Here is a 25,451-nt window from a genome sequence, read left to right on the forward strand (position 1 = left end):
AGAGGATTGGGCAACAATCCGGAAGGATTTAGCTACCGCGGCGGGGCAGGCTGCGGCTAGCTTCTCCCCATCTTCCCGAATGTGAACGGAACCTCCCCATGCAAACGACCGGATACGCCGCCTACGACGCGGACACGCCCCTTGCCCCCTTCTCCTTCGCCCGGCGCGAGCTGCGCGACAACGACGTGGCGATCGAGGTGCTCTATTGCGGCATCTGCCACACGGACCTGCATATCGCCAAGAACCTCTGGAAGGACTGGTTTCCGACGAGCTACCCGACCGTTCCCGGCCACGAGATCGTCGGGCGCGTCGTCGAGGTGGGCAAGGACGTCACGCGCCATGCCGTCAACGACCTGGTCGCCGTCGGCACCATCATCGACAGCTGCCAGCATTGCGACCAATGCCGCCGGAACGAGGAGCAGATGTGCCGCCAGGGGCCGACGCTCACCTATGGCGGGGCCGACCGGATCGACCGCAGCATGACCTATGGCGGCTTTTCGAAACATATGATCGTGCGCGACAATTTCGTGCTGAAGCTGCCGGACGGGCTCGATGCCGCCCGCGTCGCGCCGCTGCTTTGCGCCGGCATCACCGTCTATTCGCCGCTGCGGCTGTGGAATGTCGGCCCCGGCAGCCGGGTCGGCGTCGTCGGGATCGGCGGCCTCGGCCATCTCGCGGTCCGCTTTGCCGCAGCCCTCGGCGCCAGCGTCACGGTCATCACGCGCTCGGCGGCGAAGGGCGAGGAAGCGCAAGCGCTCGGGGCCGAAAGCGTGCTGATCTCGACCGCGCCCGACGCCATGGCGGCCGCGGCATCGTCCTTCGACGTCATCATCGACACGGTGCCCGTCGGCCACGACATGTCCCCCTATATCGACCTCCTGGATGTCGAGGGCGTGCTGGTGATCGTGGGGGCTCTGGACACCATGAAGGGCTTCAGCTCCCTGCCGCTCATCACCGGGCGCCGGCGCATCACCGGTTCGCCCTCGGGCGGCATCGCCGAGACGCAGGAAATGCTCGATTTCTGTGCCCGAAAGCAGATCCTGCCCGATTGCGAGATCATCGAGATGCACGAGGTCAACGACGCCTTCGACCGGCTGGAGCATGGCGACGTCCGCTACCGCTTCGTCATCGACATGGCATCGCTCGCCGTAGCCTAGGCGAGGCCGGGCTTCACGCCCGGCACTGCCGCTCCCAGTCGACAAGCATCGACAGGATTTCGAGCGAGTCGGAAAGGCGCGGCGCCGGGCGGGGTGGCCGCGTCGCTCCATTGGCGAGGCAGGCTTCGACCGTGCGGAGCTGGTAGTCGAAGGCATCGCCATCGGCCTCGACGATGATCGCCTCGACCGTGCCGTCGTGGTCGCGGATTTCGATCCGCGAAGGCCCGGCCTGCGGCAGCCAGGGATTGGCCGGCAGGCGCAGGCTCGCCCTCTCCCCATGCACGGCGAAATCATGGGTCAGCCCATAACCGTCGCTGCATTGCAGGCTGGCCAGCACGCCGTTCGAAAAGCGCACGGTAAGCGCCGCATCGATGAGGTTGCCGTCCGGAGCAACGTTGCCCAGGCCCGCCAGTTGCCGGGCGGCGAAGGCCTGTGGTCCGCACGCGGCCTGCACGACGAAATGCAGCAGCGAGACCGGATAACAGCCGAGATTGAAGAGCGTGCCGCGCCCGGCCGGATTGGCGACGCGCCAGATATCGGCGGCGTAGAAGCCGGTGACCGCGCGCAACGCACCGAGCCGGCCGGAGGCGAGGATCTCGCCCAGCCGCGCCATCAGCGGGTGGTTGAGGTACATCAGCCCCTCCATGAAGAAGATGCCGCTGTCCTCCACCGCGCCCGCCAGCGCCTGCGCATCGGCAAGCGTGGTGGTCAGCGATTTTTCGCACAGCACCGCCTTGCCGGCCTTGGCGGCGGCGATGACCGCCTCGTGGTGCACATGGTTCGGCAGGCCGACATAGACGACATCGACGTCGGGATCGGCGAGCAGCGCCGCCATGTCGCGGTAGGTGCGGGCGACGCCGTGGCGGGCGGCGAAGGCGGCAAGCCTTCCCGCGTCGCGCCCGGCGACGGCCTGGATGCGCGAGGCCGGGCTTTTCGCGATCGCGCCGGCCATGGTGTCGGAAATGAAGCTCGTGCCCAGAATGCCCCAGCGCAGCATGGTCTGTCCTATCGGTTGAGATCGAGGAAGGCGCCGGCCACCGCGCGATCGATATCGGCGGGCACGGGCACGAGGCAGGCGTCTGCGCCCAGCGTGCGGCCTGCCACCCGCTCCAGGCAGCGGGCCTGCATGGCAAAGCCCAGATCCATCGCCTCGATGCTGTTGCCGAGCGGGCGCGGGCCGGCGAGATTGGCCATGTGCCCGGCCGCAAGCAGGTGGATCCGGCGGCCATCCGCCAGGAAAATCGTCTCGATGCCGTCTTCGGGCGACGATGCCACGGAGGCGACAGCGGGATCGGCGACAAGGCCGTCGCGGTCGATCTCTTGCGGAAAATGGCCGCCGTTCATCAGGATGACGCCATCATTCAGGAGCGCCAGGTCGGCGGCGGTGACGATGCCCGGATGGCCGGTGACGGTGACGATCACGTCCGCGGACCGGACGGCGTCATCGCGATGCGGCGTGGAAAACCCGTCGAGATGGGCCTCCAGCGTCGTCACGGGATCGATATCGACGACGCCGACGGCGCTGTAGCCCTGGCGGAAGCAGGCGGCGGTGCCCTTGCCGCAGGCGCCATAGCCGAACACGAGCACGCGCTTGCCGTTGGTCGAGCGATTGGTGAAGCGCAGGAAGCTTTCGAACAGGCTCTGGCCGACGCCATGGCGATTTTCGGCGAATTGCTTGATGGGGCTGTCGTTGATGACCAGGATCGGCCGCGCCAGCCTTTCGCGCAGCGGCGACAGCCGCGTGCGGCCGGAGGTCGTCTCCTCCGTGCCGCCGATCAGCCCGTCATAGGGGCGTTCGAGGAAGCGGGCGAAGAGATCGCCGCCATTGTCGAGCAGCAGGTCGGGCTTCTCATCGAGAAGCGCATCGATGAAACCGTGGTGCGCGCCGGCATTGCGGGTCTGCTCGCCGATGATGGCGATGCCGTTGTCCGCGAGGAAGGCGGCGGTCGCCGGTTGGGTGCTGTTGAGATTGCCGGTCGCGACGACGCGCGCGCCGCCGGCCTTCAGCGTCAGGAGCAGGGCGGCGGTCTTCGGCTCCAGGTGGATGGCGGTGCCGATCGTCAGGCCGGCAAAGGGCTGCGTTTGCGCAAACTCGGCCGCGATGCCCTTGAGCAGGCGGCAGCCCGATGCCACCCAGTCGATGCGCGAAAAGTGCGGGTCCTGTTGCATGTTTCCCCTATCCGGTCTCGTGGTTCGATCCAGATAGAACTTTCCGCCCGCCCGGCGGCAGGGACATTATTCTGCGCTGCCGGGCAGTTTTCCTGCGCCCTCCCGCGTCAGCCAGGCCCTGAGCGCGAGGATCGCCTTGCCCTCGGCATCCATGCTGCGGCAGCACAGGCGGTAGCCGACGGGCCGGGCGACGAAGCCGAGCGGCGCGACGAGCAGGCCGTCCGCCAGTTCACGCTCGATGGAGGCGCGGGGTGCTGCGACGATGCCGAGCCCCGCCTTGGCGGCGGCGATGGCAAGCTCCAGCGTCTCGGTCTCGAAGCGCTTGTGGAACCGCAGGGGCGGCGTGCCGCTTTCGCGAAACCAGTCGTCGAGGAGGTACGCGACATCGCGCGCGACGATGGCGATGGCGGCCGATGCCTCGTCGCCGTCCACCGCCCCTTGCAGCTTGGCGGCCTCGGCCGGGGTTCCGACAAGGCCGAACTCGTCCTTCATGAAGCCGAAGGCGGCGATGTCGGGCAGCGGGCGGTATTCACCGCCGACGATGAGCGCGTCGAGGTCGGGCCGGTCGGCCAGCGTGAAGGCGACGTCGACGGGGATGATGTCGATCTCCAGCGCCGGCAGGTCGGCCATCAGCCGCGGCAGGCGCGGGATCAGCCAGTTGGCGGCGAGCGGCATGGGGGCACCGAGGCGAATGCGCCGGCGCCGCTCCGCATCGGTGATCTCGTCGGCGGCACGGGTCAAAATATCGAGGGCGACGGCGACGGCGTCGGCGAAACGCCGGCCGGCATGGGTGAGCGCCACCCGTCCGGCCTCGCGGCGAAGCAGGGCGACGCCGAGGCTGTCCTCCAGGCTCGCCATCTGCTGGCGCACGGCGCCGGGCACGACACGCAGCTCTTCCGCCGCCGCCCGCAGGCTGCCGCGGCGCGCCACCGCATCGAAGGCGCGCAGGGCATTGAGCGGCAGGGCCGCCGCCGCGCGCGGTCTGCCGGCCGGCAGGGACGGGGCGTCCTTCGCAGCCATGGTTGTCTCTCCTTCGCAAAGCTTCAGGAGTCTTTGCCATGGCCGGCGCGCGGGCAGAAGCGATTTTCGCTATTGGCGCTGGAGCGTGATCCGGCTCGTCGTCACCGTCTTGCCCGAGGCGGGGTCGCGGTCGGTGGTCGTGAGGGTCAGGCCGTCATTTCCGGCTTTCGCCACGGAGAGGCTGGCGCGCCGGTCGCCGTTCACCTCCTTGGCCCAGCCGATGGCGAGGTTCAGCGTATCGCCCCGGCGCTTGCCGGACAGCGATGCCGGTCCCGAGCCCGCGCCGATATAGGAGCCGCGATAGGCACCGCCGGAAATCTTCAGGTCGACGCCGACTGCCCGCGACACGACGAGCAGGCCGCGGCAGCGCCCCTTGAGCGACAGCGAGTTGCCCGATGCCGTCGAGGTGAAGGTGCAGTCGACGTTGATCGGTTCCTTGTTGGTGCGCAGGCGCACCTGGCCCTGGCCCGCATACTGGCCCTCGAGGCCGCCCAGGAACTGTTCTTCGGAGGCATGGGCGCCCGTGGAGAGCAATATCGGCGCACAGCAGGCCAGCATGGCCGGAATGATGCGATTCATGATGTTTCTCCCAAAACCGGAGTAAGGCTGCTGACGTAACCGCCAGAGACCCCGCGAAGTTCCCGCGAACTTGATATCCCGTCCGGCATTGCGCAACATAAGCCCGCATGGAGCGGCGAAACCGGGTGAGACGACATCGTGAATGAGAAGAAGCCTCCGGGCGCAAGAGCCGGCGCCGCGAAGCAGACGACCGGCCGCATGACGCGGGAGGCCTGGATCGAGGCGGGCATCGAAGCGCTCACCGCGGAGGGCATCGCCAATGTGAAGATCCAGGTGATGGCCAAGACGCTCGCGGTGTCGCGGTCGAGCTTCTACTGGTTCTTTGCCGACCTGCAGGAGCTGCACCGGGAACTGCTGGACTATTGGCTGCGCAAGAACACCAGCCCGATCATCGAGCGCGCCCTTCGCCCCGCGCAAACGGTGACGAAAGCCGTGTGCCACATCTTCGAATGCTGGGTGGACCCGGCGCTGTTCGACCCGCGGCTGGATGCGGCGGTCAGATCCTGGGGGCAGGTGGATATGGCCGTGCGCAGCGTCGTCGACCAGGCGGACGACCAGCGCGTCGATGCCGTGGCGCGCATGTTCCTGCGCTACGATTATCCGGAGGTGGAAGCCTTCATCCGCGCCCGGGTGCTGTATTTCACGCAGATCGGCCACTACACGCTCGGCATGCGCGACGATCGCGACATGCGACTGCGGCTCCTGCGACCCTATCTCCTCAGTTTCACCGGGCGTGAGGCGCCGGACGACGAAGTCGAGGCTTTCGAAAGCCTGGTGCGGCGCGTGCAGCCCGACGGCTGATAATGGACAGGCCTGTACGGCTTTAAAAACCCTCCTGCCTGCTGGTCAAGGTCATGAATGCGCCTTTGGCGTTGCAGCCTGTCGCGCTCTTCTGGACATTAGTGTCCAGATGTTTTATTGAGATCATGGGATCCATCAAAAACGCGGCCCAGAAGGCCGGTTCCGCCATGCAGGGGCAGCGCATGAAGCAGCACTCAGCCTTCCCGGTTTGCCGTTGCGCGCTGGCGCGTGCGGGCAGGGGCGCCGCGCGATGACGTGGCATTATTCGGCCCTCTCGCTGCTGAAGGAAGGCCTGAGAAGCCAGCAGGGATGGCAGCAGGCCTGGCGCTCGCCGGAGCCCAAGCCGCGCTACGACATCCTCATCATCGGCGGCGGCGGGCATGGGCTGGCGACGGCCTATTACCTCGCCAAGATGCACAACATCCGCAACATCGCGGTCATCGAGAGGGGCTGGCTCGGCGGCGGCAATACCGGGCGCAACACGACGGTGGTGCGCTCCAACTATTTCTTCCCCGAAAGCACGGCGCTCTACGACCTGGCGCTGCGGCTCTACGAGACGCTCGGTCGCGACCTCAACTACAACATCATGCTGTCCCAGCGCGGCATCGTCACGCTCGCCCATAGCGAGGCGGAGATGGAGATGGCGGCGCGCACCGTCAACGCCATGCAGATCAACGGCACGGATGCCGAACTGTTCGGCGTGGACGAGGTGCGCCGCGTGCTGCCGCTCCTGAGCGTTTCGCCCGAGGCGCGTTATCCGGTTTTCGGCGGGGTCTGGCAGGGCCGGGCCGGCACGGCACGGCACGATGCCGTCGCCTGGGGTTATGCCCGCACCGCCGACCGGCTGGGGGTCGATATCATCCAGTCCTGCGAGGTGGAAGAATTCCTCATCGAGGGCGGGCGTTGCCGTGGCGTGAAAACCAGCCGCGGCGAGATCCGCGCCGAGCGCACCGCCATGGTCGTCGCCGGTCATTCCTCGCATCTTGCGGCCAAGGCCGGCTTCCGCCTGCCGATCACCTCCTATGCGTTGCAGGCCTGCGTTTCCGAGCCGATCAAGCCGGTGCTCGACACCGTCGTGCTGTCGCCCGGAACCGGCACCTATGCCAGCCAATCCGACAAGGGCGAGCTGGTTATCGGCGGCGCACTCGACCGCGTTCCCTCCTATGGCCAGCGCGGCAACCTGCCGATGCTGGAAGGCGTCGTGTCGGGCCTGCTCGAAATGTTCCCGAGCTTCCGGCAACTGCGGCTGATGCGGCAATGGGCCGGGATCGTCGATGTCACGCCGGATTCCTCGCCCATCCTCGGCGAAAGCCCCCTGCCGGGGCTCTTCCTCAATTGCGGCTGGGGAACGGGCGGCTTCAAGGCGATCCCGGCCGGCGGCACGCTGCTCGCCCATCTGCTCGCCACCGGAAAACACCATGATGTCAGCCGGCCCTTCGATCTCGACCGTTTTGCACGCGGGCGGCTGATCGACGAAGCCGCCGGCTCCGGCATCGCGCACTAGAGCAAATCCGGCGGACCGGACTTGCTCCAGATTTTTGTTTGTACCGCATTGTCCGACGCCGAAGCGACGCTTCGGCTGGAATGCTCCAGGAGACCGCCATGCAGCTTTTTCCCTGCCCCTTCTGCGGCCCGAGAAGCGAGACCGAATTCCACTTCGGCGGCGACGCCGGCAACCGGCGGCCCGAGGGGTTTCGCGCGGTGACGGACGGCGAATGGGCGGCCTACCTGCACGATCGCAACAACCCGCGCGGCGCGGCCAGCGAAATCTGGATGCACATGACCTGCGGCGAAGTGTTCCGCATGGAGCGCGATACGGTGCACCACGGCGTGGCGCAGGCCTTCGCCCTTTTGGAAGGAGGCAGCGATGACGGCTTGGCGCACTGAGGGCGGCACGGCCATCGACCGGACGCGGCCGCTGCGCTTCACCTTCGACGGGCGAACCGTCGCCGGTTTTGCGGGCGATACGGTCGCCTCGGCGCTATTGGCGGGCGGCGTCTCGATCGTCGGGCGCAGCTTCAAGTATCACCGCCCGCGCGGCCTCTGGGGTGCGGGCGTCGAGGAGCCGAACGCGCTTCTCGACATTGCGGGCGGCATGCCGAACACGCGCGCCACGCAGGTCCTCGCCGCCGACGGCCTTTCGGTACGCAGCGTGAATGCCGAGCCGAGCGCGGAGAAGGATCGTCATGCCTTCCTCGACGCCTTTGCGCGCTTCATCCCGGCGGCCTTCTACTACAAGACATTCATGTTTCCCGACTGGCACCTGTTCGAGCCGCGCATCCGCCAGATGGCAGGCCTCGGCACGCTGGACGCGGCGGTGCGCGCGCCGGCCTTTGCCGAACAGGTCAACCACCATTGCGACGTGCTGGTGGTCGGCGCCGGCCCCGCGGGCCTTGCCGCAGCCCGCGACGCCCTGCGCGCCGGCCGGCGTGTCGTGCTTTGCGACGACGGCCGGCAGGCGGGCGGCAGCCTGCTCTTCCGCGCGGCGACGATTGAAGGAAAGCCGGGCGCGGTGTGGGTGGCGGATGTGGCGGCGGAGCTGGAGCAGGCCGGTGCGCTGGTGCTGGCCGGCACGACGGCCTTCGGCATCTACGACCACCACCTCGCCGGCCTGAACCAGAAGGGCAAGGGCGGCGCACCCGACCGGCTCTGGCGGGTCCGCGCGAAATCCATCGTGCTTGCCACGGGCGCCATCGAACGGCCGCTGCCCTTCGGCAACAACGACCTGCCGGGCATCATGTCGGCCGAGGCCGCGCTCGTCTATCTGCGGCGCTTCGGCGTTGCTGCCGGGCGCCGGGTCGTGGTGGCGACGAACAACGGGCTGGCCTATGAGACCGCGCAGGCGCTCTCGGCCGCCGGTGCCGATGTCACGGTCGTCGACTACCGCGCCGACGCCCCGTCGCCCGAGGGGCTGCGGGTGCTTACGGGCCGCACCATCGTCAAAGCCAGCGGCCGGGGCGCCGTCAGCGCCGTGCGGCTGTCCGACGGCAGCGTGCTGGAAGCCGATGCGGTGCTCGCCTCCGGCGGCTTCACGCCGACCGTCCACCTCTTTTGCCAGGCGCAGGGCAAGCTCGACTGGCGCGACGACATCCTCGCCTTCGTGCCCGGCCGGCCGGTGGACGGCGTCGAGGTGGTGGGCGCCGCCGCCGGGCAGTTCGCGCTGCCGGCGGGGCTTGCGGAGGGTGCGGGCCAGGACCTCGGCATCGTCGCGGCCTGGCCGAAATCGCGGTCGAAAGAGCGCGTCTGGATCGACCTCCAGAACGACGTGACGGCGAAGGACGTGGAACTCGCCGTGCGGGAAAATTTCGTCTCCGTCGAGCACCTGAAGCGCTACACCACGCTCGGCATGGCGACCGACCAGGGCAAGACCTCGAACGTCAACGGGCTGGCGCTGGTGGCCGAGCTGACGGGAAGGCGCATTCCGGAGGTGGGCACGACGACCTATCGCCCGCCCTTCACACCGGTTCCGCTCGCCTCCTTCGCGGGTGCGCGCTCCGGCACGCGCATGAGCCCGCTGCGCCGCCTGCCGCTGGAACGCGAGCACCGGGCGGACGGCGCGACCTTCCGCGAATATGGCGGCTGGCTGCGGCCGGCCTTTTACGGGGATGGCGCGCCGGAAGACCGCATCCAGGCGGAGGCGAAAGCCGCGCGCGCGGGCGTCGCGTTGTTCGACGGCTCGCCGCTCGGCAAGATCGAGGTCATCGGGCCGGATGCCGCGTCCTTCATCGATTTCATCTATTACAACACCATGTCGACGCTCGCCCCCGGCCGCTGCCGCTACGGCTTCATCCTCTCGGAAGCGGGCAATATCTACGATGACGGCGTGCTGGTGCGGCTCGACGAGAACCGCTTCGTCGTCTCCTGCTCCTCCTCGCATGTGGCGGGCGTGCATGCCCTGCTGGAGGAATGGCGGCAGGACCGTTTCGACCGGCGGCGCGTCTTCATTCACAACGCGACCGCCGAAATGGCGACGCTGACGGTGACCGGCCCGCAATCGCGCGCCCTTCTCGAAGCAATCGGCCTCGGCCTCGAACTGGACGACGCCGCCCTGCCGCACATGGCCCTCGCCATGGGCCGTTTCGAGGGGCAGGCGGTGCGCATCGCCCGGGTCAGCTTCACCGGCGAACGCTCCTACGAAATCTCCGTGCCGGCCGATCATGCCGCCGTCCTCTGGTCGCGGCTGAAGCGCGAAGGGCAGGCGTTCGGCGCGACGCTGCTCGGCCTGGAAGCGCTGATGGTGCTGCGTGCGGAAAAGGGCTACATCGTCATCGGCAAGGACACCGACGGCACGAGCCGGCCGATGGATTTCGGCCTCACCGCGCCGCTGGAGAGGAAGAAGGTCGAGTTCATCGGCCGCCGTTCCCTGGTCACCGAAGATGCCGCGCGCCCGGACCGCCGGCAGTTCGTCGGGCTGGAGGCGATCGACGGTGCGGGTGTGCTGCCGACCGGCGCGCATGGCATAGAGCGCTTGGCGAGCGCGCCGCGCAGCATCGGCTATGTCACGTCGAGCTATTTCAGCCCCGCGCTCCAGCGGCCGATCGCGCTCGGGCTGATCGAGCGCGGCCTCGATCGCATGGGCGATATCATCGAGTTGCAGCACCTGCGCGAGGTGCGGCGTGCCCGCATCGTCGCCGCCTGCGCCTTCGACGCCGAAGGAGGCCGCCTCCATGCTTGACAATTCCCGCAAGTGGCAGCCCGAACCGGACTGGGCAAGCGCCCGCCTTGAGGGCCGCACCATCGCGCTTCGCGCCGTTACCGGCCTGCCGCAACGCCTCGTGAGCGGTGACCTCGACCGCTTCCTCGCCGAGCATGGTCTCGGCAAGGATGTCGGCGCGCTCGGCCTCGCCACGGGCGCGCGTTACACCGTGCGCCTCGCCCGCGACCGCCTCCTCGCGGTCGGCATTCCCGTCGACGATGGCTGGCACGAGGCGGGATATGCCGCCACGGGCGTCGGCTCGGCCTTGCGGGTCTTCGAGGCGCGGGGAGATGGCATCCGCGATCTCCTGGCGCGCGCGACGACGATCGATGTCGACAATCCGGGGCCATGCGCCGCCCTGTCGTTTTGCGGCGTGACGGCGGTCGTGTACTTTCACGAGGACACGCAGACATTGCGCATCCACGCCGATCGGGGGCTTGCCGTCTATCTGTGGGAATGGTTCGAATGCCAGCCGCTGCTGTCGGTGGGATAGTTGTTTTTGGAAGGAGCAGCCGCGCTGGTGCGGCTGCAAAGAGGGAGTTGAGAATGAAGAAGATCCTGATTATCGGCACGGCCATCGGCCTGCTCATGGGCTCGGCCGCTCGCGCGGAAGACCTGACCTTTGCCGTGGCGGGTCCGCTGACCGGGCCGCTTGCCACGATCGGCGACCAGTTCAAGCAGGGCGCGCAGGCCGCCGCGGACGCCATCAACGCCAAGGGCGGCGTGCTCGGGCGCCAGATCAAGCTCCAGTTCGAGGATGACCAGTGCGACCCGAAGCAGGCCGTGTCGGTGGCAAACCGCATCGCTGCCAGCGGCGTCAAGTTCGTCGACGGCCATGCCTGCTCGGGCTCCAGCATTCCGGCGTCCGCGGTCTATGCCGAAAACGGCACGCTGATGATGAGCCCGGCCTCCTCCAACCCGGTCATGACGGACGATGCGGCCGCCAAGGGCTGGACCAACATCATGCGCCTCTACACCCGCGACGACGCCCAGGGCGCCTTCATCGGCCCGTGGATCGCCAAGGAATATGCCGGCAAGAACGTCGCCGTGCTGCACGACAAGACGGCCTACGGCCAGGGCGTGGCGGACGCGGTGCGTGCCACCATGAACGAGAACGGCCTGAAGGAAGTGCTCGCCGAGGGCATCAATGCGGGCGAGAAGGACTATAACGCGCTCGTCACGAAGCTGAAGGACGCCAAGGTCGATGTCGTCTATTTCGGCGGCTATCACCCCGAAGCCGGCCTCATCCTGCGCCAGGCGGCCGAGCAGAACTACAAGTTCCAGCTGATCATGCCCGATTCCATCGCCTCGCCGGAATTCTGGCAGGTCGCAGGCCCCGCCGGCGAAGGCACGCTGTTCGTCTTCCCGTCCGATCCGCAGGCAAAGCCTGAAGCAAAGGAAGCCGTGGAAAAGATTTCCGCCGGCGGCTTCAAGCCGGAAGGCTTCACGCTCTTCTCCTATGCCGTGATCCAGGCCTTCGCCCAGGGCATCGAGCGCGCCGGCTCGGACGATCCGACCAAGGTGGCCGAGGCACTGAAGAACGGCCAGTCCATCGACACCGTCGTCGGCACCATCACCTTCGACGAGAAGGGCGACCTGAAGGACGCCAGCTACGACATCAACCGCTGGCACGACGGCAACTACGCGCCGATCAACAAATAAGGTCTGTCCTTATGCAAAACCCGGGCCTGGCAATCTGCCAGGCCTTTTTGTTGTTCACCCGGCATGAAGCGGGAGATGACCTTGCCTTTCGATTGGCCCCGGACTCACGCAGTCCTGGTCTGAAGGCTTGCCTCGGCGGTCCGGGCGAGCAGTTCGGCTGCCGTCGTAAGGATGGCGTCGTTGAAGTTGTATTCCGGCTGGTGCAGGCCGGCGCTGTCGGTGCCGTTGCCGATCCAGGCGTAGGCGCCGGGGCGTTCGGTGAGGAAGACGGCGAAGTCGTCGCCGGCCATCGAGGGTGGGCAGGATGTGCGTTGCTGCGAACCCAGCGTCGTTGCGACCTCGCGCATGATCTGTGCCTCGCGGGGGCTGTTGACGACGGGGGGAAAGTCGGGGCCGTCGAGGGTGAATTCGGCGGTGACACCGCTCATCTCGGCGGTGGCGCGCACGGCGTTTTCGAGCCGTGTGCGGATATGGGCGAGCATGTCGAGCGAGAAGCCGCGATAGGTGCCGCGCAGCCGCGCTTCCTTGGGAATGACGTTCTGCGCCATGCCGGCATGGAACGAGCCGACCGTGACGACGGCCGATTGCAGCGGATCGACGGTGCGCGAGACGATCTGTTGCAGGCCGGTGAGGAAATAGCCGCCGGCGAGGATGGGGTCGGCGCTCAAATGCGGCATCGCGCCGTGCGCGCCATCGGCCCGGAAGCCCACCTCGAATTCGTTCGAACCGGCCATGACCGGGCCGTCCGCGACCGACACCGCGCCTTCGGCCAGTCCCGGCCAGTTGTGGAACGAGAAGATGCTGTCGAAGGGAAAACGCGCGAGCAGGCCGTCGTCCAGCATCGGCTGCGCGCCGCCGTAGCGTTCCTCGGCGGGCTGGAACACCAGCAGCACGCGGCCGGCAAAATTCCGGGTCGTGGCGAGATAGGCGGCGGCACCCAGGAGGGCTGCGGTGTGCCCGTCGTGACCGCAGGCATGCATGCAGCCCGGATGGCGCGATGCGTAGGAGAGCCCCGTCGCCTCCTGGATCGGCAGCGCATCCATGTCCGCCCGAAGGGCGACCGTCGGCCCCTCCGCCTTGCCGGCGATCTCCGCGACCACGCCGTAGCCGCCGATATTCTCGTGGGGGACGAGCCCCAGCGCGCGCAGTTCCGCGGCGACGAGCCTTGAGGTCTCGACCTCCTGGCGGGACAGTTCCGGCATGGCGTGGAGTTTCTGGCGCAGCGCGGTCAGGCGCGGCAGCTCGGTGGCGAGGAAGCCGGCGGCGGTTGCGTCGGGCATCAGAGGATGCCCTTCAGCACCGGAGTGCTGACATTGCCGCCACAGACGACGATTGCGACCGGGCCTTCGATGAGGCCGCGCTCCGCCTTGATGGCGGCCGCGATGGCGACGCCCGCGGCGCCCTCGCAGAGCATGTGGTGATGCTCGACGAACAGCTTCATCGCCTGGGCGATCTCCGCCTCGGAAACGTCGATCCAGTGATCGACCAGGTCGCGGCAGGGCGCAAACGTGATGGTGTCCGGCTCCACGCCGCCCGCCGTGCCATCCGAAAGCGTATCGTCGGAATCGAGGTCGAGCACGCGCCCGGCCGTGACGGAGGCGGCCATGACGCGGGAGGCCTGCGGCGAGCAGCCGACGATCTTTACCTGCGGGGCTGCGGCCTTGAGATAGGTCGCGATGCCGGCGATCAGCCCGCCGCCGCCGACGGAGGCGATGACGGTGCGCACATCCGGCAGTTGCCGCAGGATTTCCACCCCGAGCGTGCCCTGGCCGGCCATCACGTCGATATCATTATAGGGCGGCACATAGACGCCGCCTTCGGCCTCGGCGAACGCCCGCGCATGGGCTTCCGTCACCGCGGAATCCGTGCCGTGAAAGCGGACTTCCGCGCTGAGCCGGCGGATGGCGGCGACCTTTGCCTCGGAGGCATTTTCCGGAACGAAGACGATGCCTTCGCCGCCGACCTGTCTCAGCGCGAAGGCGACGGCCGCGCCGTGGTTTCCCGACGAGGCGGTGACGACCCGCGTGGTCGCGGCGGCGCTCCCCAGCGACAGGATCTTGTTCAGCGCACCCCGCAGCTTGAACGAGCCCGTATGCTGGAGGTTTTCCAGCTTGAGATGCACGTCGAGGCCGATCGTCTTCGACAGATAGGGCGAGGCTTCGAGATAGGTCTCCCGCACGAAGGGGCGGATGCGCGTTTCAGCGCTTCGGATGGCATCGATTGCAGTGGTGGATTCCATGGTTGCCGCCCTCAAACTGGTGTGGACTGAATGTCCATATCGCACAATCCGTCCACGATAGGAGCGGCGTTTTCGAGGAAAGTCAAGCGGCGTGGATGAAATTTCTATTCTGGACAAATTTGTCCACGAATGGCACTGTCGCGGTGAAATGTGAGGCCACGGACTTGAACCAGCAACTTGAGAGTTACGCCCGGATCTGCGACGCCGTCGCCCTGCTCTTCCAGCCGTTTGCCGAGGTCGTGTTGCATGATCTGGCGACCGAGACGGTCGTTTATCTCGCGGGTAATTTCTCCAAGCGGGAAATCGGCGAGCCGTCGCTGCTCCACGAGATCGATTTCCAGCCGGACGAGCGCCTGATCGGACCTTACGAGAAGGTGAACTGGGACGGCCGGTCGATCAAGGCGATCAGCGTCGTGCTTTCGGATCATCTTGGAAAGCCCGCCGCGGTGCTCTGCATCAATGTCGACCTGTCGGATTTCCATTCGGTGATGCGCACGCTTTCGACGCTGATCCGGCTGCCGGAGGACAAGACCAAGCCCGCAAGCCTCTTCAAGGAAGACTGGCACGAGCGGATCAACGAATATATCCAGCAATGGACCCATGCCCGCGGCATCCGCATCACCGACATGACCCGCCAGCAGAAGCGCGAACTCGTCGTGGCGCTCTCCTCCGACGGCGCATTCTCCGCGCGCAACTCCGCGCCCTACATTTCCCGTGTGCTGGGGCTGGGGCGCGCGACCGTCTACAAATATCTCAATGAAGGCAATGCATGATGATCAGCCTCACGCTGGACGACCTCAAGCGCCTGCCGATTGCCGCTTTCGCGGTCGATGCCATTCGGGACGCCTATGTCGCGATCGTCGACGGGCGGGCGAACATTCCGCCGGTCGGCTATCTGCGGCTCGAAGCGCAGAATGCCGACTGCCACATCAAATACGGCTATATCGCGGGCGACGATGTCTTCGTCGTGAAGATCGCCTCCGGCTTCTACAACAACCCGCGCCGCGGCCTTCCGTCGAGCAACGGCATGATGATCGCCATCTCCTCGGACACCGGCCAGGTGGTCGCCACGCTTTATGACGAGGGCTGGCTGACCGACCTCCGGACCGGTTTTGGCGGCGCCATCGCGACGCTGGCGCTCTGCCGGCGCGACAGCCGGTCCATCGCGATCGTCGGATCGGGCACGCAGGCCCGCCAGCAGATCAGGGCCCTGTCCGCCATCGCGCAGCATCCGCTCACCTTCCGCAACTGGGGCCGCGACGGCGCCAGGGCTAAGACCTTTGCCAGCGAGATGACGGCCGAAGGATTCTCCGTCAAGGCGGAGCCGGATCTTGCGACGCTGTGCGCAACGGCGGATGCGATCATCACCACGACGCCATCGGCCGCGCCGATCGTCATGGCCGAGTGGGTCCGGCCCGGCACCCATATCACCGCGCTCGGCGCCGACGCCCCCGGCAAGCAGGAACTGCACCTCGACCTCCTGTCGCGTGCCGCGGTGATCGCGGTCGATCACCGCGCGCAATGCGCCGACCATGGCGAGATCGCGACAGCGGTCGCGGCCGGCCTGCTCGACCCATCCGGATGCCCGGAGCTCGGCGCCATCCTCAACGGATCGCAGCCGGGGCGGACCGCCGACACGCAGATCACGATCGCTGACCTTACCGGCGTCGCGACGCAGGATATCGCCATCGTCCGCGCGGCTCTCCAAGCCCTGAAACAGGCATCGACCTGAAGCTCAGGCGGCTGCGACATAGGTGCGGGGACGAAGGCTCTTGTAGCTCTTGGAATAGGTCTTGGCCCAGAAGAACTTGAACCAGGTGGTCAAGGCAACTTTTGACGGAAACCAGAATTCGCCGTAGTTGGGATCCATGAACAGCGCATCGGAACCGTCGTACCAGGCGCTGACGGCATGTCCGCCGCCGGCGCCCGAATTGGTCTTTTTCAGGCTGATCATCTTGTAGCCGTTGACCGAGGTGATCAGGGCGGCGGCCTGGTCCGTGGTGCCGGCTGTCAAAGGCATATAGGCGTTCGGCAACTGCCCGCCCGAGATCGACTTGTTGCGCAATTCCACCCCGAACTTCTTCATGAAGTTGTCGAAATAGATGAGCTGGTTGCCGGACGACTGGTGATGTTCGACGACGATATTGGTGGCCGCGCCCGTGTTCAGCCCGCCGTCGTTGAACAGGTAGTCCCAGACGGACCGTCCCTTGGTGAAGGCGCTGCCGCCCTTCTTGTCCTGCATGGCATGAAACACCACCCAGAAGGCGCACATGGTCATGCAGACGCCACCCATCGGCTGGCCGTTTCGCAAGACCATCTTGTACATCTTGCCCTGGCTGGGATCGTCCGTCTCGATGACCTTGAAGGCGGTGGCCTGGCTGAAATCGTAGGCCCTGAAGCCGCCCACGGTCTTGGCGAATGCATCAAGCGCGTCACTGGTCGGGCTCTTACCCATGTTCAGTTCCCCCGTTGCCGTTGAGTTCCCAAATAGCCGTGCCCATGCACGCTCCGCGCGAATGGTTGCATACGCGCTCCCGCAGCACAATGAGCGCTGAGGGCAGCGGTGCGAAAACCTGCTTGCGATGGTAACCAGGTTCTTCCCGGCGTCAGGGGGGACGATCGGGGAGGGCGGGCAGCGGCGTTCAACGCCTCCGCCAGGGCCTCACTTCATCTGGTATTTCTTCGGCGCGATGCCGAACTGTTTGCTGAAGGCGCGGGTGAAGGCGGAGATTTCGGAATAGCCGACCTGCTGGGCGACCTCGCTGACCGACATCTGGCGGTTGACGAGCAGGTCGCGCGCCTTCTGCAGGCGCCAGTCGCGCCAATAGGCCTCGACGGAGGTGCCGTAGACCTCCTTGAAGGTGGTGACGAGCTTGGTGCGGTTCATGCCGACGCGCCGCGCGATATCGGCAAGCGAATCCTTCGAGGCGGGGTTCGACGTCAGGTAGCTCGCCACCGCCTCGACCTTGCGATGGTCGCCGTCGCCGCAGAACGAGCGTTTCTGGTTGGCCTGGTCGACCAGCGACTGGTAGATCGTCGACAGGAGTTCCAGATATTTGGAGCGCACGAAGGCACGGCGCACGCCGCCGGAAAAATTGCAGGCCAGCACGTCGTTGACCGCATGGTACATCTGCGTCGTCAGCGGTATCGAGGCGTAATAGACCCGGTCCACGCGCCCCGCCTTCAGCCAGAAGAGCTCGTCGGGAATGCGCGATTCCGTCGTTTCGAGCATTCTCAGCAAGGCCTCCGGCTTGAACCAGAGACAGGCGATCTTGTATTGCCCGTCGAGCCGCGACATGCGGTCGATCACCGATTTCGCCGGATAGCGCGTGATCGTGCACTCGTAGCGCTCCTGCTCGACCACTTCCTGCCCGAGCACGTTTTCGCAAATGGCAGAGTCCAGACAGAGCGTGAAGTGGATCCAGTCCTCGTCGCCGACGGTCTGGACGTGGTGGCGCACATTGGGCAGCGGAAACGGGCTGCCGAAGCCGGCAAAGGCGAGCACGTCCGGCTCGAACTGGATCAGGTCCTGGCGGAACGGGCCGCCGTCGACATGGGTGCGCACCACCATCCCGCGGTCGTCGTCATAATAGCGTCCGGCAGGCTCCGGCTCGACGCCATAGTAGATTTGCGCCGTTTTCCGATCGAAAAGCATCTCATAGTCGATACGCGATGACAGATCGATAACGCGTTCCATTCGTAACCCTTCGACGCATTGGCACTTCGGGAGGTTTGACGTCGGGCGCCTCGCGCAGCCCGTTCGTCATGTTTTCATCATGATTGCCGGTGCCCGGCCGAATCGCAAGGCCTTTTGCCGCACGCGGTGACAAAAGACGGTTGGCGGGTTGCCGTGCCGGCGCCGCGGCACGACCGCCGGTTGCTGCCCTGCACAAATCCGTTGCTGCAATCCTGCCGTTGCGACAAAAAAGACGTACGCGGTGTCAAGCCGGGAGTGCCGTGCGGCTGCTAACGTTGCTGCAATTGGAAGGGGACGGGGGTCGGGAAAGCCGCCGCTCTCCTCCGGCAGGTCAACGATAAAGGGAACCTATCCATGATTACACGTCGCGAACTGCTTGCGAGTGCGGGTGCTGCCGTTGCGGTGGCGGGCCTTGCCTCGATTGCCGGGCCTGCCGCAGCGCAGGCGAAGAAGACCGTGGTCCTCGCCTCGATGGGTCCGGTGACCGGGAACTGGGACCCGACCTCGCACACCACGCTTGGCCAGTCCAATTTCGAAAAATTCGTGTTCAGCCATCTGACCCGCTGCCAGATGGAAGAGGGCAAGGTTCCCGAGCTGGAGCCGGATCTCGCGGTGAGCTGGCAGCTGATCGACGCCAACACGCTGGAGTTCAAGCTGCGCGACGGCGTGAAGTTCCATGACGGCAAGGACTTCGGCGCCGAGGATGTCAAGGCGACGATGGAATATGCCTCCAACCCGGAACGGCCGGCCGCCTCCTTCTATCCGGGCCGCGTCGATGTCGAGGTCGTGGACCGCCTGACCGTGCGCCTCAGCACCGCCAAGTATGGTTATCCGGCATCGGCCTACTGGTTCATCTCCAGCTTCCTGCCGATCCTGTCGGCCAAGGACGTCGCCGATCCCGCGACGCTGCAAAAGCGTCCGAACGGCACCAATGCCTTCAAATATGTCGAGACGGTCGGCGATCGCAGCATGCTGGCCGCCAATGACGCCTATTACGGCGGCCGGCCGAAGATCGACGAGATCGTCTATGCCTATGTGCCGGATGCCAATACCCGCCTGCTCGGCCTGATGAACGGCGAATACCAGATCGCCGAGCGCCTGGAGCCCGAGCAATATGCCACGCTCGCCGGCAACGATGCCATCGTCGGGCATCGCGGCCTCTCCACCGAGAACAAGTACCTGCACTTCCGCTGCAACAAGGCGCCCTTCGACGATCCGCGCATCCGGCTTGCCGCCTGCCATGCGATCGATCGCGAGCAGATCCTCATGCTGATGGGCGACGCCGCCTCGGCGACGAGCTGCTTCATCTCGCCGATGAAGTTCGGCTTCAAGGACATCGAGACCTATCCGAAATACGACCCGGAGGAATGCCAGCGCCTTTTGGCGGAAGCCGGCTTCCCGAACGGCGAGGGCCTGCCGCCGCTCGAATATATCACCTCGATCGGCTTCTACCCGAAGACCAAGGAATATGGCGAGATCATCACCGCGATGATGGCCGAGCAGGGCTTCAACGTGCAGCTGACCGTGCTGGAGCCGGCCGCCTGGGAACAGGCGATCTATCGCGCCGCCGACGGCCAGGGCCAGGGCCATATGTGCGACGTGGGCTGGATGACCGGTTCGCCGGAGCCGGACCTGGTGCTGCGCCCGAACTGGCATTCGAAGGCGGCGCTCATCACCGGCGTCAACGATCCGGAGATCGACGCCGTGCTCGACGAGGAGCGGGGTGCCGCGACGCCGGAAGAGCGCCTCAAGATCCTTCAGGAAAAGGTCTTCCCGCTGATGGCGCAGAAATCGCCGAGCTTCTCGCTGTTTTCCGCCGTCAACTTCCACGGCGCGGCGAAGGTCCTTCAGGGTGCATACTACTTCCCGAACGGTCCGATCGATCTCAGCAAGGCGGACCTGGTCTAAAGCATTTCCAGCCGAAGCGGCATCGCTTCGGCGTCGGATAATCCGGCAGACTGTAACGGCATCGCGGGGTACCCTACATGCTCTTTGCTCTCGATTTCTTCATGCGAAGAATAGCGCAGGGTCTCATCATCGTTCTCCTCGTGGCACTGCTCATCTTCACCTTGTTGAGGGTGGTGCCGGGAGACCCCGTGCGCATCATGCTGGGGCCGATGGTGTCGCCATCGGTCGCAGAACAGACGGCCAAGGAAATGGGGCTGCGCGACCCGGTGCTCGTGCAGTTCGGCCGTTATGTCGGGCAGATCGCCCAGGGCGATTTCGGGCGTTCGTTCGTGCGCAGCGCCCAAGGCGCCAGCACCGGCGGCACCCGCGCCGCCGATACGTTCAACGCCGCCAACCGGGCGTCGGTCATCGGGCTCATCGCGACGGCAGTGCCCTACAGCCTGCTGCTCGCCGGCCTCGCCTTCGTCTTCGCGCTCGCGCTGGCGGTGCCGATCGGCATCTATGCGGGGCTGCGGTCGGGCAAGTGGCCGGATCGCTTCGCGCTCTACCTGAGTTCGATCTTCGTCTCGCTGCCCAATATCTGGCTGGCGCTGGTGCTGATCTTCCTCGTCTCGGCGAAGGCCGGCTGGCTGCCGGCCATCGGCTACAAGGGTTTCAGCTACGCCATATTGCCGGCGATCGTGCTGGCGGTGGAACTGGCACCGGTCTTCATCCGCTCGATCGCGGTGTCGGTCAGCGGCAACCTGATGGAGGCCTATGTCTCGGTCGGCCAGATCCGCGGGCTGTCACGGTCGCGCATGATCGTCTTCCACGTCTTCCGCAATTCGCTGATCCCGCTTCTCAACACGCTCGGCATCCAGGCCGTCGGCGTGCTGCTCGGCAGCCTGTTCCTCATAGAATACGTGTTCAACTTTCCGGGCGTGGGCCTCCTGATGATCAACGCGGTGTTCCAGCGCGATTTCCCGATCATCCAGGCGATCTCCATCCTCGCCTGCGTGGTTCTCGTCGTCGTCAACATCCTCGTCGACTTCGCCGCCACCACCATTGACAGAAGGCTGCAGTACTGATGGCTATCGGAACGGATATCGATCCCGCCGGAACGGCCGTCGCAAGAAAGCGCGGCCCCGGCACCAGCCTCTTCGCAAAGGCATGGCGCACCGCCGATTTCAAGATCGGCTTTGCCATCGTGCTCGGGCTGCTGCTCCTGTCGGTGATCGGCCCCTATCTCCTCAACCTGTCGCCGACGCAGTTCAACGTCAGCAAGAAGTTCCTCGAACCCGGGCTTCTCGACGGCGCGAACATGCCCTACCTCTTCGGCACGGACCAGCTCGGGCGAGACCTGTTCTCGCGCTCGCTGATCGGCCTGCGCAACGCGCTGTTCATCGGCGTCGTCAGCGTCATCGGCATGTTCATCGTCGGCTCGGCGATCGGCATGATCGCCGGCTATGTCGGCGGATGGGTCGGGCTGGTGCTGATGCGGCTCACCGATGCGCAGATGTCGATCCCCGTCGTTATCCTGGCGATCACCATCCTCGGCGTCACGCGGCCGACGCCGCTGACGATCATCCTCGTCTTCATCCTGGCCGGCTGGCCGGCCTATGCCCGCGTCGCCCGCAGCGTCACGCTGTCCGAGCGGCGGCGGGAATATGTGCGGGCGGCCAAGATCCTCGGCGCGTCCGACCTCCGGATCCTGCTCGTGCATATCGCGCCGAACATCCTGCCGCCGATCGCCTTCGTCGCCGTGCTGGATGTGGCGAAGATGATGATCTTCGAGGCGGCGCTCGGCTTCATCGGCATCGGCGTGCAGCCGCCGACGCCCACCTTCGGCACGATCATCGCCGATGGCACGAAATACCTCATGAACGCCTGGTGGATCACCACCGTGCCCGGCCTGCTGCTGGCCCTCTCGCTGTGCGGCATCAATTTCATGGGTGGGGCACTGGAACGTTCGCGCAACAAGATTCTGCAGGGGGTCGAATGAACACGTCCTCGAAAATCCTGGATGTCCAGGGCCTTTCCGTCGATCTGCTTCTGGGCTCCGGCGCAAGGCGGCCGGTGCTTAGGGACGTTTCCCTCAGCATCGAGGAAAACCGCGTGCTCGGCATCATCGGCGAAAGCGGCTCCGGCAAGACCGTGCTGTCGCGCGCGCTGATCAACTGGGTCGCCAGGCCGCTGGAAATTACCGGCGGCAAGATCCTCTATCGTGGCGAAGACCTCGTCACGCTGCCGCAGCGGCAGATGCAGGCGCTGCGCGGCCGCAAGATCGCCTATATCGGCTCTGATCCCGGCAGCGCGCTCGACCCGACCATCCCGATCGGTCACCAGATCGTGGAGAAGCTGAAAGCCGTCGAGCCGGGCATCAGCACGGCCGACGCCGCGCGCCGGGTCGTGCGCACGCTCGATGCGGTGCGGATCCCCTCGGCGGCGCAGCGCTTCCAGGAATTCCCGTTCCAGTTTTCGGGCGGCATGATGCAGCGCGTGATGATCGTCGATGCGCTCGTCACCCAGCCGGACCTGCTGGTGGCCGACAACATCACGCAGCCGCTCGACGTGACGGTGGCGGCGCAGATCCTGCGCCTGCTGAAGGATCTCCAGCGCGATTTCAACACGGCGATCCTCTTCGTCTCGTCCTCGCTCGGCACCCTGCACGATATCGCCGACGAGGTGCTGGTCCTGTCCGCTGGCCAGGTGGTGGAACACCAGCCTTTCGAGGACCTGCTGAGCGCCCCCAAACATCCCTATACGGCGAACCTCATCTCGGACCTGCCGAAAATCTGGGAGGCCGACACGCGCAACACCGGCGCCTCGATCGCCGACAAGATTTCCGACAGCGAGGTGGTGCTGTCCGTGCGCGACATCAGCCGCGTCTACAGCACCAAGGACCCGACGAAACTGTTTGGCAAGCAGCATGTGCATGCCGTGCGCGGCGTGTCGTTCGATGTGCACAAGGGCGACAGCCTCGGCATCGTCGGCGAATCCGGCTGCGGCAAGTCTTCGCTCTCGCGGCTGCTCAGCCTGCTCGAACTGCCCAATACCGGGCAGATCCTGTTCAAGGGCAAGGATATCGCCCGGCTCAACGCCAAGGGCCAGCTCGACCTGCGCAAGCGCTTCCAGCTTCTGCTGCAGGACCCGTTCAACGCCATCCCGCCGCATTTCACCATCGGCCGCACGATCGCCGAACCTTTGAGGATCCACGGCATGGCGGGCAGCGCGATCCGCCCGAAGGTCGAGCAGGTCATGCAGGAAATCGGCCTGTCGCTCGATCTCCACGACAAGCTGCCGGTGGGCCTCAGCGCCGGCCAGCGCCAGCGGGTGAACATCGCGCGCGCCATGGTGCTCGATCCGGAACTGCTGATCCTCGACGAGACGCTGTCTGCGCTCGACCAGGTGGAGCAGACGAAGCTTCTGGCGCTTTTCGAGAAGTTGCAGCGCGAGCGCGGCATCACGCTCCTCTACATTTCGCACGATCTCGGAATGGTGCGGCGGGTCTGCAACCGCGTCGCGGTGATGTATCTCGGCCGCGTCGTCGAGCTTTCCGACAACCAGACGACCTTCTTCAATCCCGGCCATCCCTATACGCGGGCACTTCTCAGCGCCGTGCCGTCGATCGAGGCGCGGCCCTACGATCCGGAAAAATACCTTCTCGAAGGCGAGCCGCCGAACCCGATCAACATCCCGCCGGGATGCAGCTTCCGGACGCGCTGTCCCTTCGCGATCGAGAAATGCGCAACCATCGATCCGGTGCTGACACCGCGGGCCGGCGAAGCCCTCGCCGCCTGTCACCTGGCGAAAATCGTCGAAGCGGCGTGACGGATAATCCAGAGGTCTACAGCAAATGAGTGCCTTGAAAGAATTTGATTATATCGTGGTGGGATCGGGCAGCGCCGGTTGCCCGCTGACCGCCCGGCTTCTCGAAAAGAAGAATTCCGTCCTGCTGGTGGAGGCCGGCAAGAAGGAACGCCTGAACCTCACCCATATCCCCGCAGCGCTCGTGCACACGATCGGCAACAAGCGCTACGACTGGGATTTCCAGACCGAGCCGGACCCGACCCGCGACAACCTCGTGGAAAAATGGCCGCGCGGCCGCGTGCCCGGCGGTTCCTCCGCCATCAACGGCATGATCTTCATCCGCGGCGCGGCGAAGGACTACGACGCCTGGGAAGCCATGGGCAACAAGGGCTGGGGTTGGAACTCGGTGCTGCCCTATTTCCGCAAGATGGAGACGGCCGACAACGACAAGGACAATGCGCTGCGCGGCGGCCTCGGCCCCCAGCGCGTCTCGGCCCTGCGCTGGAAACATCCGGTCTCCGAGGCCTTCCTCGACAGTTTCGTCAATGCCGGCGTGCCGCTCAACCCAGACCTCAACGGCGCCTCCCATGAAGGCGTCGCCTGGAACCAGGGCTCGACGCGCGAGGGCAAGCGGCACTCGGCCTGGGAGGCCTTCATCAAGCCGAAGCTCGGCAATCCGGACCTCACCTTCGTGGACGGCACGATCGTCGAGACCATCCTCTTCGAAGGCCGCCGCGCCGTCGGCATCCGGGCGATCAAGGACGGGACGCGCGTCACCTTCAAGGCGCGCAAGGGCGTCGTGCTGTCGGCCGGCTCCATCAACTCGCCGCAGATCCTCATGCTGTCGGGCATCGGCGATCCGGCGCAGCTGAAGCGCCACGGCATCGAGCCTCTCGTCGAAAGCCCGGATGTCGGGCGCAACCTCATGGAACATCCCGGCCTCTATGTGCTGGCCGAGATGAACGTGACGACGGCCAACAGCCTGGCGACGCCGATCAACGGCGTGAAGACGCTCGCCGAATGGGTTTTCCGGCGCAAGGGCTTCATGAGCGTGCCGACCGCGCAGGTGCTCGCCTTCCTGAAATCCGATCCGTCTTTCGAAGAGCCGGACCTGCAATTCCACCTCTTCCCCTTCGGCTGGGTGAAGAAGAAGGGCCGTTATACGGTTCCGAACCGCAAGCTGACGACCATCCTCGTCAACATCAACCATCCGAAGAGCATGGGCCACCTGGAGCTCCGCTCGAAGGACCCGCTGGCGCCGGTGGCCATCTATCCGCGCCTGCTCGACCACCCGGACGATTTCGACGGTGTCAAGCGCGGCCTTGCCTGGGTGCGCAAGATCGCCTCGACGGCGCCCTTCGGTTCGCAGGTGATGAAGCTGATCGACGTGCCGGACCCGAGCGCGGGGGCCGCGGCCGACGAGGCCTACATCCGCAAATCGACCGTGCCCTTCCTGCATCCGGTGGGCACCTGCCGCATGGGCGTGGACGCGCGCGCGGTGCTGACGCCGGACCTCAAGGTCCGCGGCGCCGAGAACCTCTGGGTCGCCGATGCCTCGATCTTCCCGCGCCACATTGCGGGCAACACCAATGCCACATCGATCATGATCGGTGAGAGGGCCTCAGACCTTATAGAACCCTGACAATCTGACCCCACCACCGTCCGGGCGCTGGTCCGGACACCGAAATTTTCCACCTTGCCCGCGCCTGCGCGTGGGCGAGACACCCTTCCTAT

At 66.0% G+C, this 25,451-nt stretch carries 22 protein-coding genes; 14 read left to right on the forward strand and 8 right to left on the reverse strand.

Translation table 11 applies throughout. The annotated features are described in order from the left end of the window. Window positions 1-98: 98 nt before the first annotated feature. Window positions 99-1,157, forward strand: coding sequence for an NAD(P)-dependent alcohol dehydrogenase (locus tag AC1Q6Z_RS26410; protein ID WP_492649835.1), 1,059 nt, complete (start codon window positions 99-101; stop codon window positions 1,155-1,157). Between the two features lie 13 nt (window positions 1,158-1,170). On the opposite strand, the gene AC1Q6Z_RS26415 is transcribed toward AC1Q6Z_RS26410, so the two are convergent. The 4 genes from AC1Q6Z_RS26415 to AC1Q6Z_RS26430 form a co-directional block, all read right to left on the reverse strand. Beyond that, on the reverse strand, window positions 1,171-2,154 hold the full coding sequence (locus AC1Q6Z_RS26415) for a Gfo/Idh/MocA family protein (RefSeq protein WP_492649836.1): 984 nt from the start codon (window positions 2,152-2,154) through the stop codon (window positions 1,171-1,173). An 8-nt stretch (window positions 2,155-2,162) separates the two neighbouring features. After that, entirely contained in the window at window positions 2,163-3,326 is a 1,164-nt protein-coding gene (locus AC1Q6Z_RS26420) for an adenosylhomocysteinase (protein WP_492649837.1), read from the reverse strand. Window positions 3,327-3,392: 66 nt separating this feature from the next. Further along, complete coding sequence (locus tag AC1Q6Z_RS26425) at window positions 3,393-4,346, reverse strand: LysR family transcriptional regulator (RefSeq protein ID WP_492649838.1); 954 nt, start codon at window positions 4,344-4,346, stop codon at window positions 3,393-3,395. Window positions 4,347-4,415: 69 nt separating this feature from the next. Continuing rightward, window positions 4,416-4,925 (reverse strand): hypothetical protein, encoded by a 510-nt coding sequence (locus tag AC1Q6Z_RS26430; RefSeq protein ID WP_435269093.1) that lies wholly within the window; start codon window positions 4,923-4,925, stop codon window positions 4,416-4,418. 138 nt (window positions 4,926-5,063) lie between these two features. Between AC1Q6Z_RS26430 and AC1Q6Z_RS26435 the strand changes: the two genes are divergently transcribed. The 6 genes from AC1Q6Z_RS26435 to AC1Q6Z_RS26460 all read left to right on the forward strand — a co-directional run bounded on the left by AC1Q6Z_RS26435 (window position 5,064) and on the right by AC1Q6Z_RS26460 (window position 12,084). Continuing rightward, window positions 5,064-5,726 carry a TetR/AcrR family transcriptional regulator gene (locus AC1Q6Z_RS26435; protein WP_492649839.1) on the forward strand — a complete coding sequence of 221 codons (663 nt, stop codon included), beginning with the start codon at window positions 5,064-5,066 and terminating at the stop codon, window positions 5,724-5,726. A 250-nt stretch (window positions 5,727-5,976) separates the two neighbouring features. Beyond that, window positions 5,977-7,230 (forward strand): sarcosine oxidase subunit beta family protein, encoded by a 1,254-nt coding sequence (locus AC1Q6Z_RS26440; protein ID WP_492649840.1) that lies wholly within the window; start codon window positions 5,977-5,979, stop codon window positions 7,228-7,230. 98 nt (window positions 7,231-7,328) lie between these two features. Continuing rightward, window positions 7,329-7,613, forward strand: a complete 285-nt coding sequence (locus AC1Q6Z_RS26445; RefSeq protein ID WP_492649841.1) for a sarcosine oxidase subunit delta — start codon at window positions 7,329-7,331, stop codon at window positions 7,611-7,613. Further along, window positions 7,594-10,401, forward strand: a complete 2,808-nt coding sequence (locus AC1Q6Z_RS26450) for a 2Fe-2S iron-sulfur cluster-binding protein (RefSeq protein ID WP_492649842.1) — start codon at window positions 7,594-7,596, stop codon at window positions 10,399-10,401. The genes AC1Q6Z_RS26445 and AC1Q6Z_RS26450 overlap by 20 nt, the downstream gene beginning before the upstream one ends. Further along, window positions 10,394-10,915, forward strand: a complete 522-nt coding sequence (locus AC1Q6Z_RS26455; RefSeq protein WP_492649843.1) for a sarcosine oxidase subunit gamma family protein — start codon at window positions 10,394-10,396, stop codon at window positions 10,913-10,915. The genes AC1Q6Z_RS26450 and AC1Q6Z_RS26455 overlap by 8 nt, the downstream gene beginning before the upstream one ends. Window positions 10,916-10,968: 53 nt before the next feature. Continuing rightward, window positions 10,969-12,084, forward strand: coding sequence for a branched-chain amino acid ABC transporter substrate-binding protein (locus tag AC1Q6Z_RS26460; protein ID WP_439617286.1), 1,116 nt, complete (start codon window positions 10,969-10,971; stop codon window positions 12,082-12,084). A gap of 104 nt (window positions 12,085-12,188) precedes the next feature. On the opposite strand, the gene AC1Q6Z_RS26465 is transcribed toward AC1Q6Z_RS26460, so the two are convergent. Further along, window positions 12,189-13,364 carry a M20 metallopeptidase family protein gene (locus AC1Q6Z_RS26465; RefSeq protein WP_492649844.1) on the reverse strand — a complete coding sequence of 392 codons (1,176 nt, stop codon included), beginning with the start codon at window positions 13,362-13,364 and terminating at the stop codon, window positions 12,189-12,191. Continuing rightward, window positions 13,364-14,323, reverse strand: a complete 960-nt coding sequence (locus AC1Q6Z_RS26470) for a threonine/serine dehydratase (protein WP_492649845.1) — start codon at window positions 14,321-14,323, stop codon at window positions 13,364-13,366. The genes AC1Q6Z_RS26465 and AC1Q6Z_RS26470 overlap by 1 nt, the downstream gene beginning before the upstream one ends. A 164-nt stretch (window positions 14,324-14,487) precedes the next feature. On the opposite strand from AC1Q6Z_RS26470, the gene AC1Q6Z_RS26475 reads away from it, so the two are divergent. Next, the gene (locus AC1Q6Z_RS26475) at window positions 14,488-15,096 is read left to right on the forward strand and encodes a helix-turn-helix transcriptional regulator (RefSeq protein ID WP_492649846.1); all 609 of its coding nucleotides are present in this window, start codon (window positions 14,488-14,490) and stop codon (window positions 15,094-15,096) included. Then, the gene (locus AC1Q6Z_RS26480; protein ID WP_492649847.1) at window positions 15,093-16,055 is read left to right on the forward strand and encodes an ornithine cyclodeaminase family protein; all 963 of its coding nucleotides are present in this window, start codon (window positions 15,093-15,095) and stop codon (window positions 16,053-16,055) included. The genes AC1Q6Z_RS26475 and AC1Q6Z_RS26480 overlap by 4 nt, the downstream gene beginning before the upstream one ends. A 3-nt stretch (window positions 16,056-16,058) precedes the next feature. Here AC1Q6Z_RS26480 and AC1Q6Z_RS26485 read toward each other — a convergent pair whose 3' ends face one another. Continuing rightward, window positions 16,059-16,778 carry a YopT-type cysteine protease domain-containing protein gene (locus AC1Q6Z_RS26485; RefSeq protein ID WP_492649848.1) on the reverse strand — a complete coding sequence of 240 codons (720 nt, stop codon included), beginning with the start codon at window positions 16,776-16,778 and terminating at the stop codon, window positions 16,059-16,061. Between the two features lie 207 nt (window positions 16,779-16,985). Further along, on the reverse strand, window positions 16,986-18,020 hold the full coding sequence (locus AC1Q6Z_RS26490) for a helix-turn-helix transcriptional regulator (RefSeq protein ID WP_256119185.1): 1,035 nt from the start codon (window positions 18,018-18,020) through the stop codon (window positions 16,986-16,988). Between the two features lie 354 nt (window positions 18,021-18,374). Between AC1Q6Z_RS26490 and AC1Q6Z_RS26495 the strand changes: the two genes are divergently transcribed. From AC1Q6Z_RS26495 to AC1Q6Z_RS26515, 5 genes are all read left to right on the forward strand, one after another. Continuing rightward, a complete protein-coding gene (locus AC1Q6Z_RS26495; RefSeq protein WP_492649849.1) occupies window positions 18,375-19,928 on the forward strand; it encodes an ABC transporter substrate-binding protein in 1,554 nt (517 codons plus the stop codon). 77 nt (window positions 19,929-20,005) lie between these two features. Then, window positions 20,006-20,995: an ABC transporter permease gene (locus AC1Q6Z_RS26500; RefSeq protein ID WP_130520143.1), complete on the forward strand. Its 990-nt coding sequence runs from the start codon at window positions 20,006-20,008 to the stop codon at window positions 20,993-20,995. Further along, the gene (locus tag AC1Q6Z_RS26505; protein WP_256119187.1) at window positions 20,995-21,909 is read left to right on the forward strand and encodes an ABC transporter permease; all 915 of its coding nucleotides are present in this window, start codon (window positions 20,995-20,997) and stop codon (window positions 21,907-21,909) included. Before AC1Q6Z_RS26500 ends, AC1Q6Z_RS26505 begins: the two co-directional genes overlap by 1 nt. After that, window positions 21,906-23,738, forward strand: coding sequence for a dipeptide ABC transporter ATP-binding protein (locus AC1Q6Z_RS26510; RefSeq protein ID WP_492649850.1), 1,833 nt, complete (start codon window positions 21,906-21,908; stop codon window positions 23,736-23,738). The genes AC1Q6Z_RS26505 and AC1Q6Z_RS26510 overlap by 4 nt, the downstream gene beginning before the upstream one ends. A 34-nt stretch (window positions 23,739-23,772) precedes the next feature. Beyond that, on the forward strand, window positions 23,773-25,359 hold the full coding sequence (locus tag AC1Q6Z_RS26515) for a GMC family oxidoreductase (protein WP_492649851.1): 1,587 nt from the start codon (window positions 23,773-23,775) through the stop codon (window positions 25,357-25,359). Window positions 25,360-25,451: the final 92 nt, after the last annotated feature.

This window comes from Shinella sp. GW835-FHT14H05, assembly GCF_058793575.1.

Excerpts from the sequence above, each read along its gene's own strand:
- AC1Q6Z_RS26440 (WP_492649840.1), top strand. The coding sequence starts at position 5,977 with ATGACGTGGCATTATTCGGCCCTCTCGCTGCTGAAGGAAGGCCTGAGA.
- AC1Q6Z_RS26420 (WP_492649837.1), bottom strand. The coding sequence starts at position 3,326 with ATGCAACAGGACCCGCACTTTTCGCGCATCGACTGGGTGGCATCGGGC.
- AC1Q6Z_RS26415 (WP_492649836.1), bottom strand. The coding sequence starts at position 2,154 with ATGCTGCGCTGGGGCATTCTGGGCACGAGCTTCATTTCCGACACCATG.
- AC1Q6Z_RS26430 (WP_435269093.1), bottom strand. The coding sequence starts at position 4,925 with ATGAATCGCATCATTCCGGCCATGCTGGCCTGCTGTGCGCCGATATTG.
- AC1Q6Z_RS26425 (WP_492649838.1), bottom strand. The coding sequence starts at position 4,346 with ATGGCTGCGAAGGACGCCCCGTCCCTGCCGGCCGGCAGACCGCGCGCG.
- AC1Q6Z_RS26450 (WP_492649842.1), top strand. The coding sequence starts at position 7,594 with ATGACGGCTTGGCGCACTGAGGGCGGCACGGCCATCGACCGGACGCGG.
- AC1Q6Z_RS26490 (WP_256119185.1), bottom strand. The coding sequence starts at position 18,020 with ATGGAACGCGTTATCGATCTGTCATCGCGTATCGACTATGAGATGCTT.
- AC1Q6Z_RS26465 (WP_492649844.1), bottom strand. The coding sequence starts at position 13,364 with ATGCCCGACGCAACCGCCGCCGGCTTCCTCGCCACCGAGCTGCCGCGC.
- AC1Q6Z_RS26510 (WP_492649850.1), top strand. The coding sequence starts at position 21,906 with ATGAACACGTCCTCGAAAATCCTGGATGTCCAGGGCCTTTCCGTCGAT.
- AC1Q6Z_RS26470 (WP_492649845.1), bottom strand. The coding sequence starts at position 14,323 with ATGGAATCCACCACTGCAATCGATGCCATCCGAAGCGCTGAAACGCGC.
- AC1Q6Z_RS26480 (WP_492649847.1), top strand. The coding sequence starts at position 15,093 with ATGATGATCAGCCTCACGCTGGACGACCTCAAGCGCCTGCCGATTGCC.
- AC1Q6Z_RS26445 (WP_492649841.1), top strand. The coding sequence starts at position 7,329 with ATGCAGCTTTTTCCCTGCCCCTTCTGCGGCCCGAGAAGCGAGACCGAA.
- AC1Q6Z_RS26495 (WP_492649849.1), top strand. The coding sequence starts at position 18,375 with ATGATTACACGTCGCGAACTGCTTGCGAGTGCGGGTGCTGCCGTTGCG.
- AC1Q6Z_RS26455 (WP_492649843.1), top strand. The coding sequence starts at position 10,394 with ATGCTTGACAATTCCCGCAAGTGGCAGCCCGAACCGGACTGGGCAAGC.
- AC1Q6Z_RS26485 (WP_492649848.1), bottom strand. The coding sequence starts at position 16,778 with ATGGGTAAGAGCCCGACCAGTGACGCGCTTGATGCATTCGCCAAGACC.
- AC1Q6Z_RS26410 (WP_492649835.1), top strand. The coding sequence starts at position 99 with ATGCAAACGACCGGATACGCCGCCTACGACGCGGACACGCCCCTTGCC.
- AC1Q6Z_RS26500 (WP_130520143.1), top strand. The coding sequence starts at position 20,006 with ATGCTCTTTGCTCTCGATTTCTTCATGCGAAGAATAGCGCAGGGTCTC.
- AC1Q6Z_RS26460 (WP_439617286.1), top strand. The coding sequence starts at position 10,969 with ATGAAGAAGATCCTGATTATCGGCACGGCCATCGGCCTGCTCATGGGC.
- AC1Q6Z_RS26505 (WP_256119187.1), top strand. The coding sequence starts at position 20,995 with ATGGCTATCGGAACGGATATCGATCCCGCCGGAACGGCCGTCGCAAGA.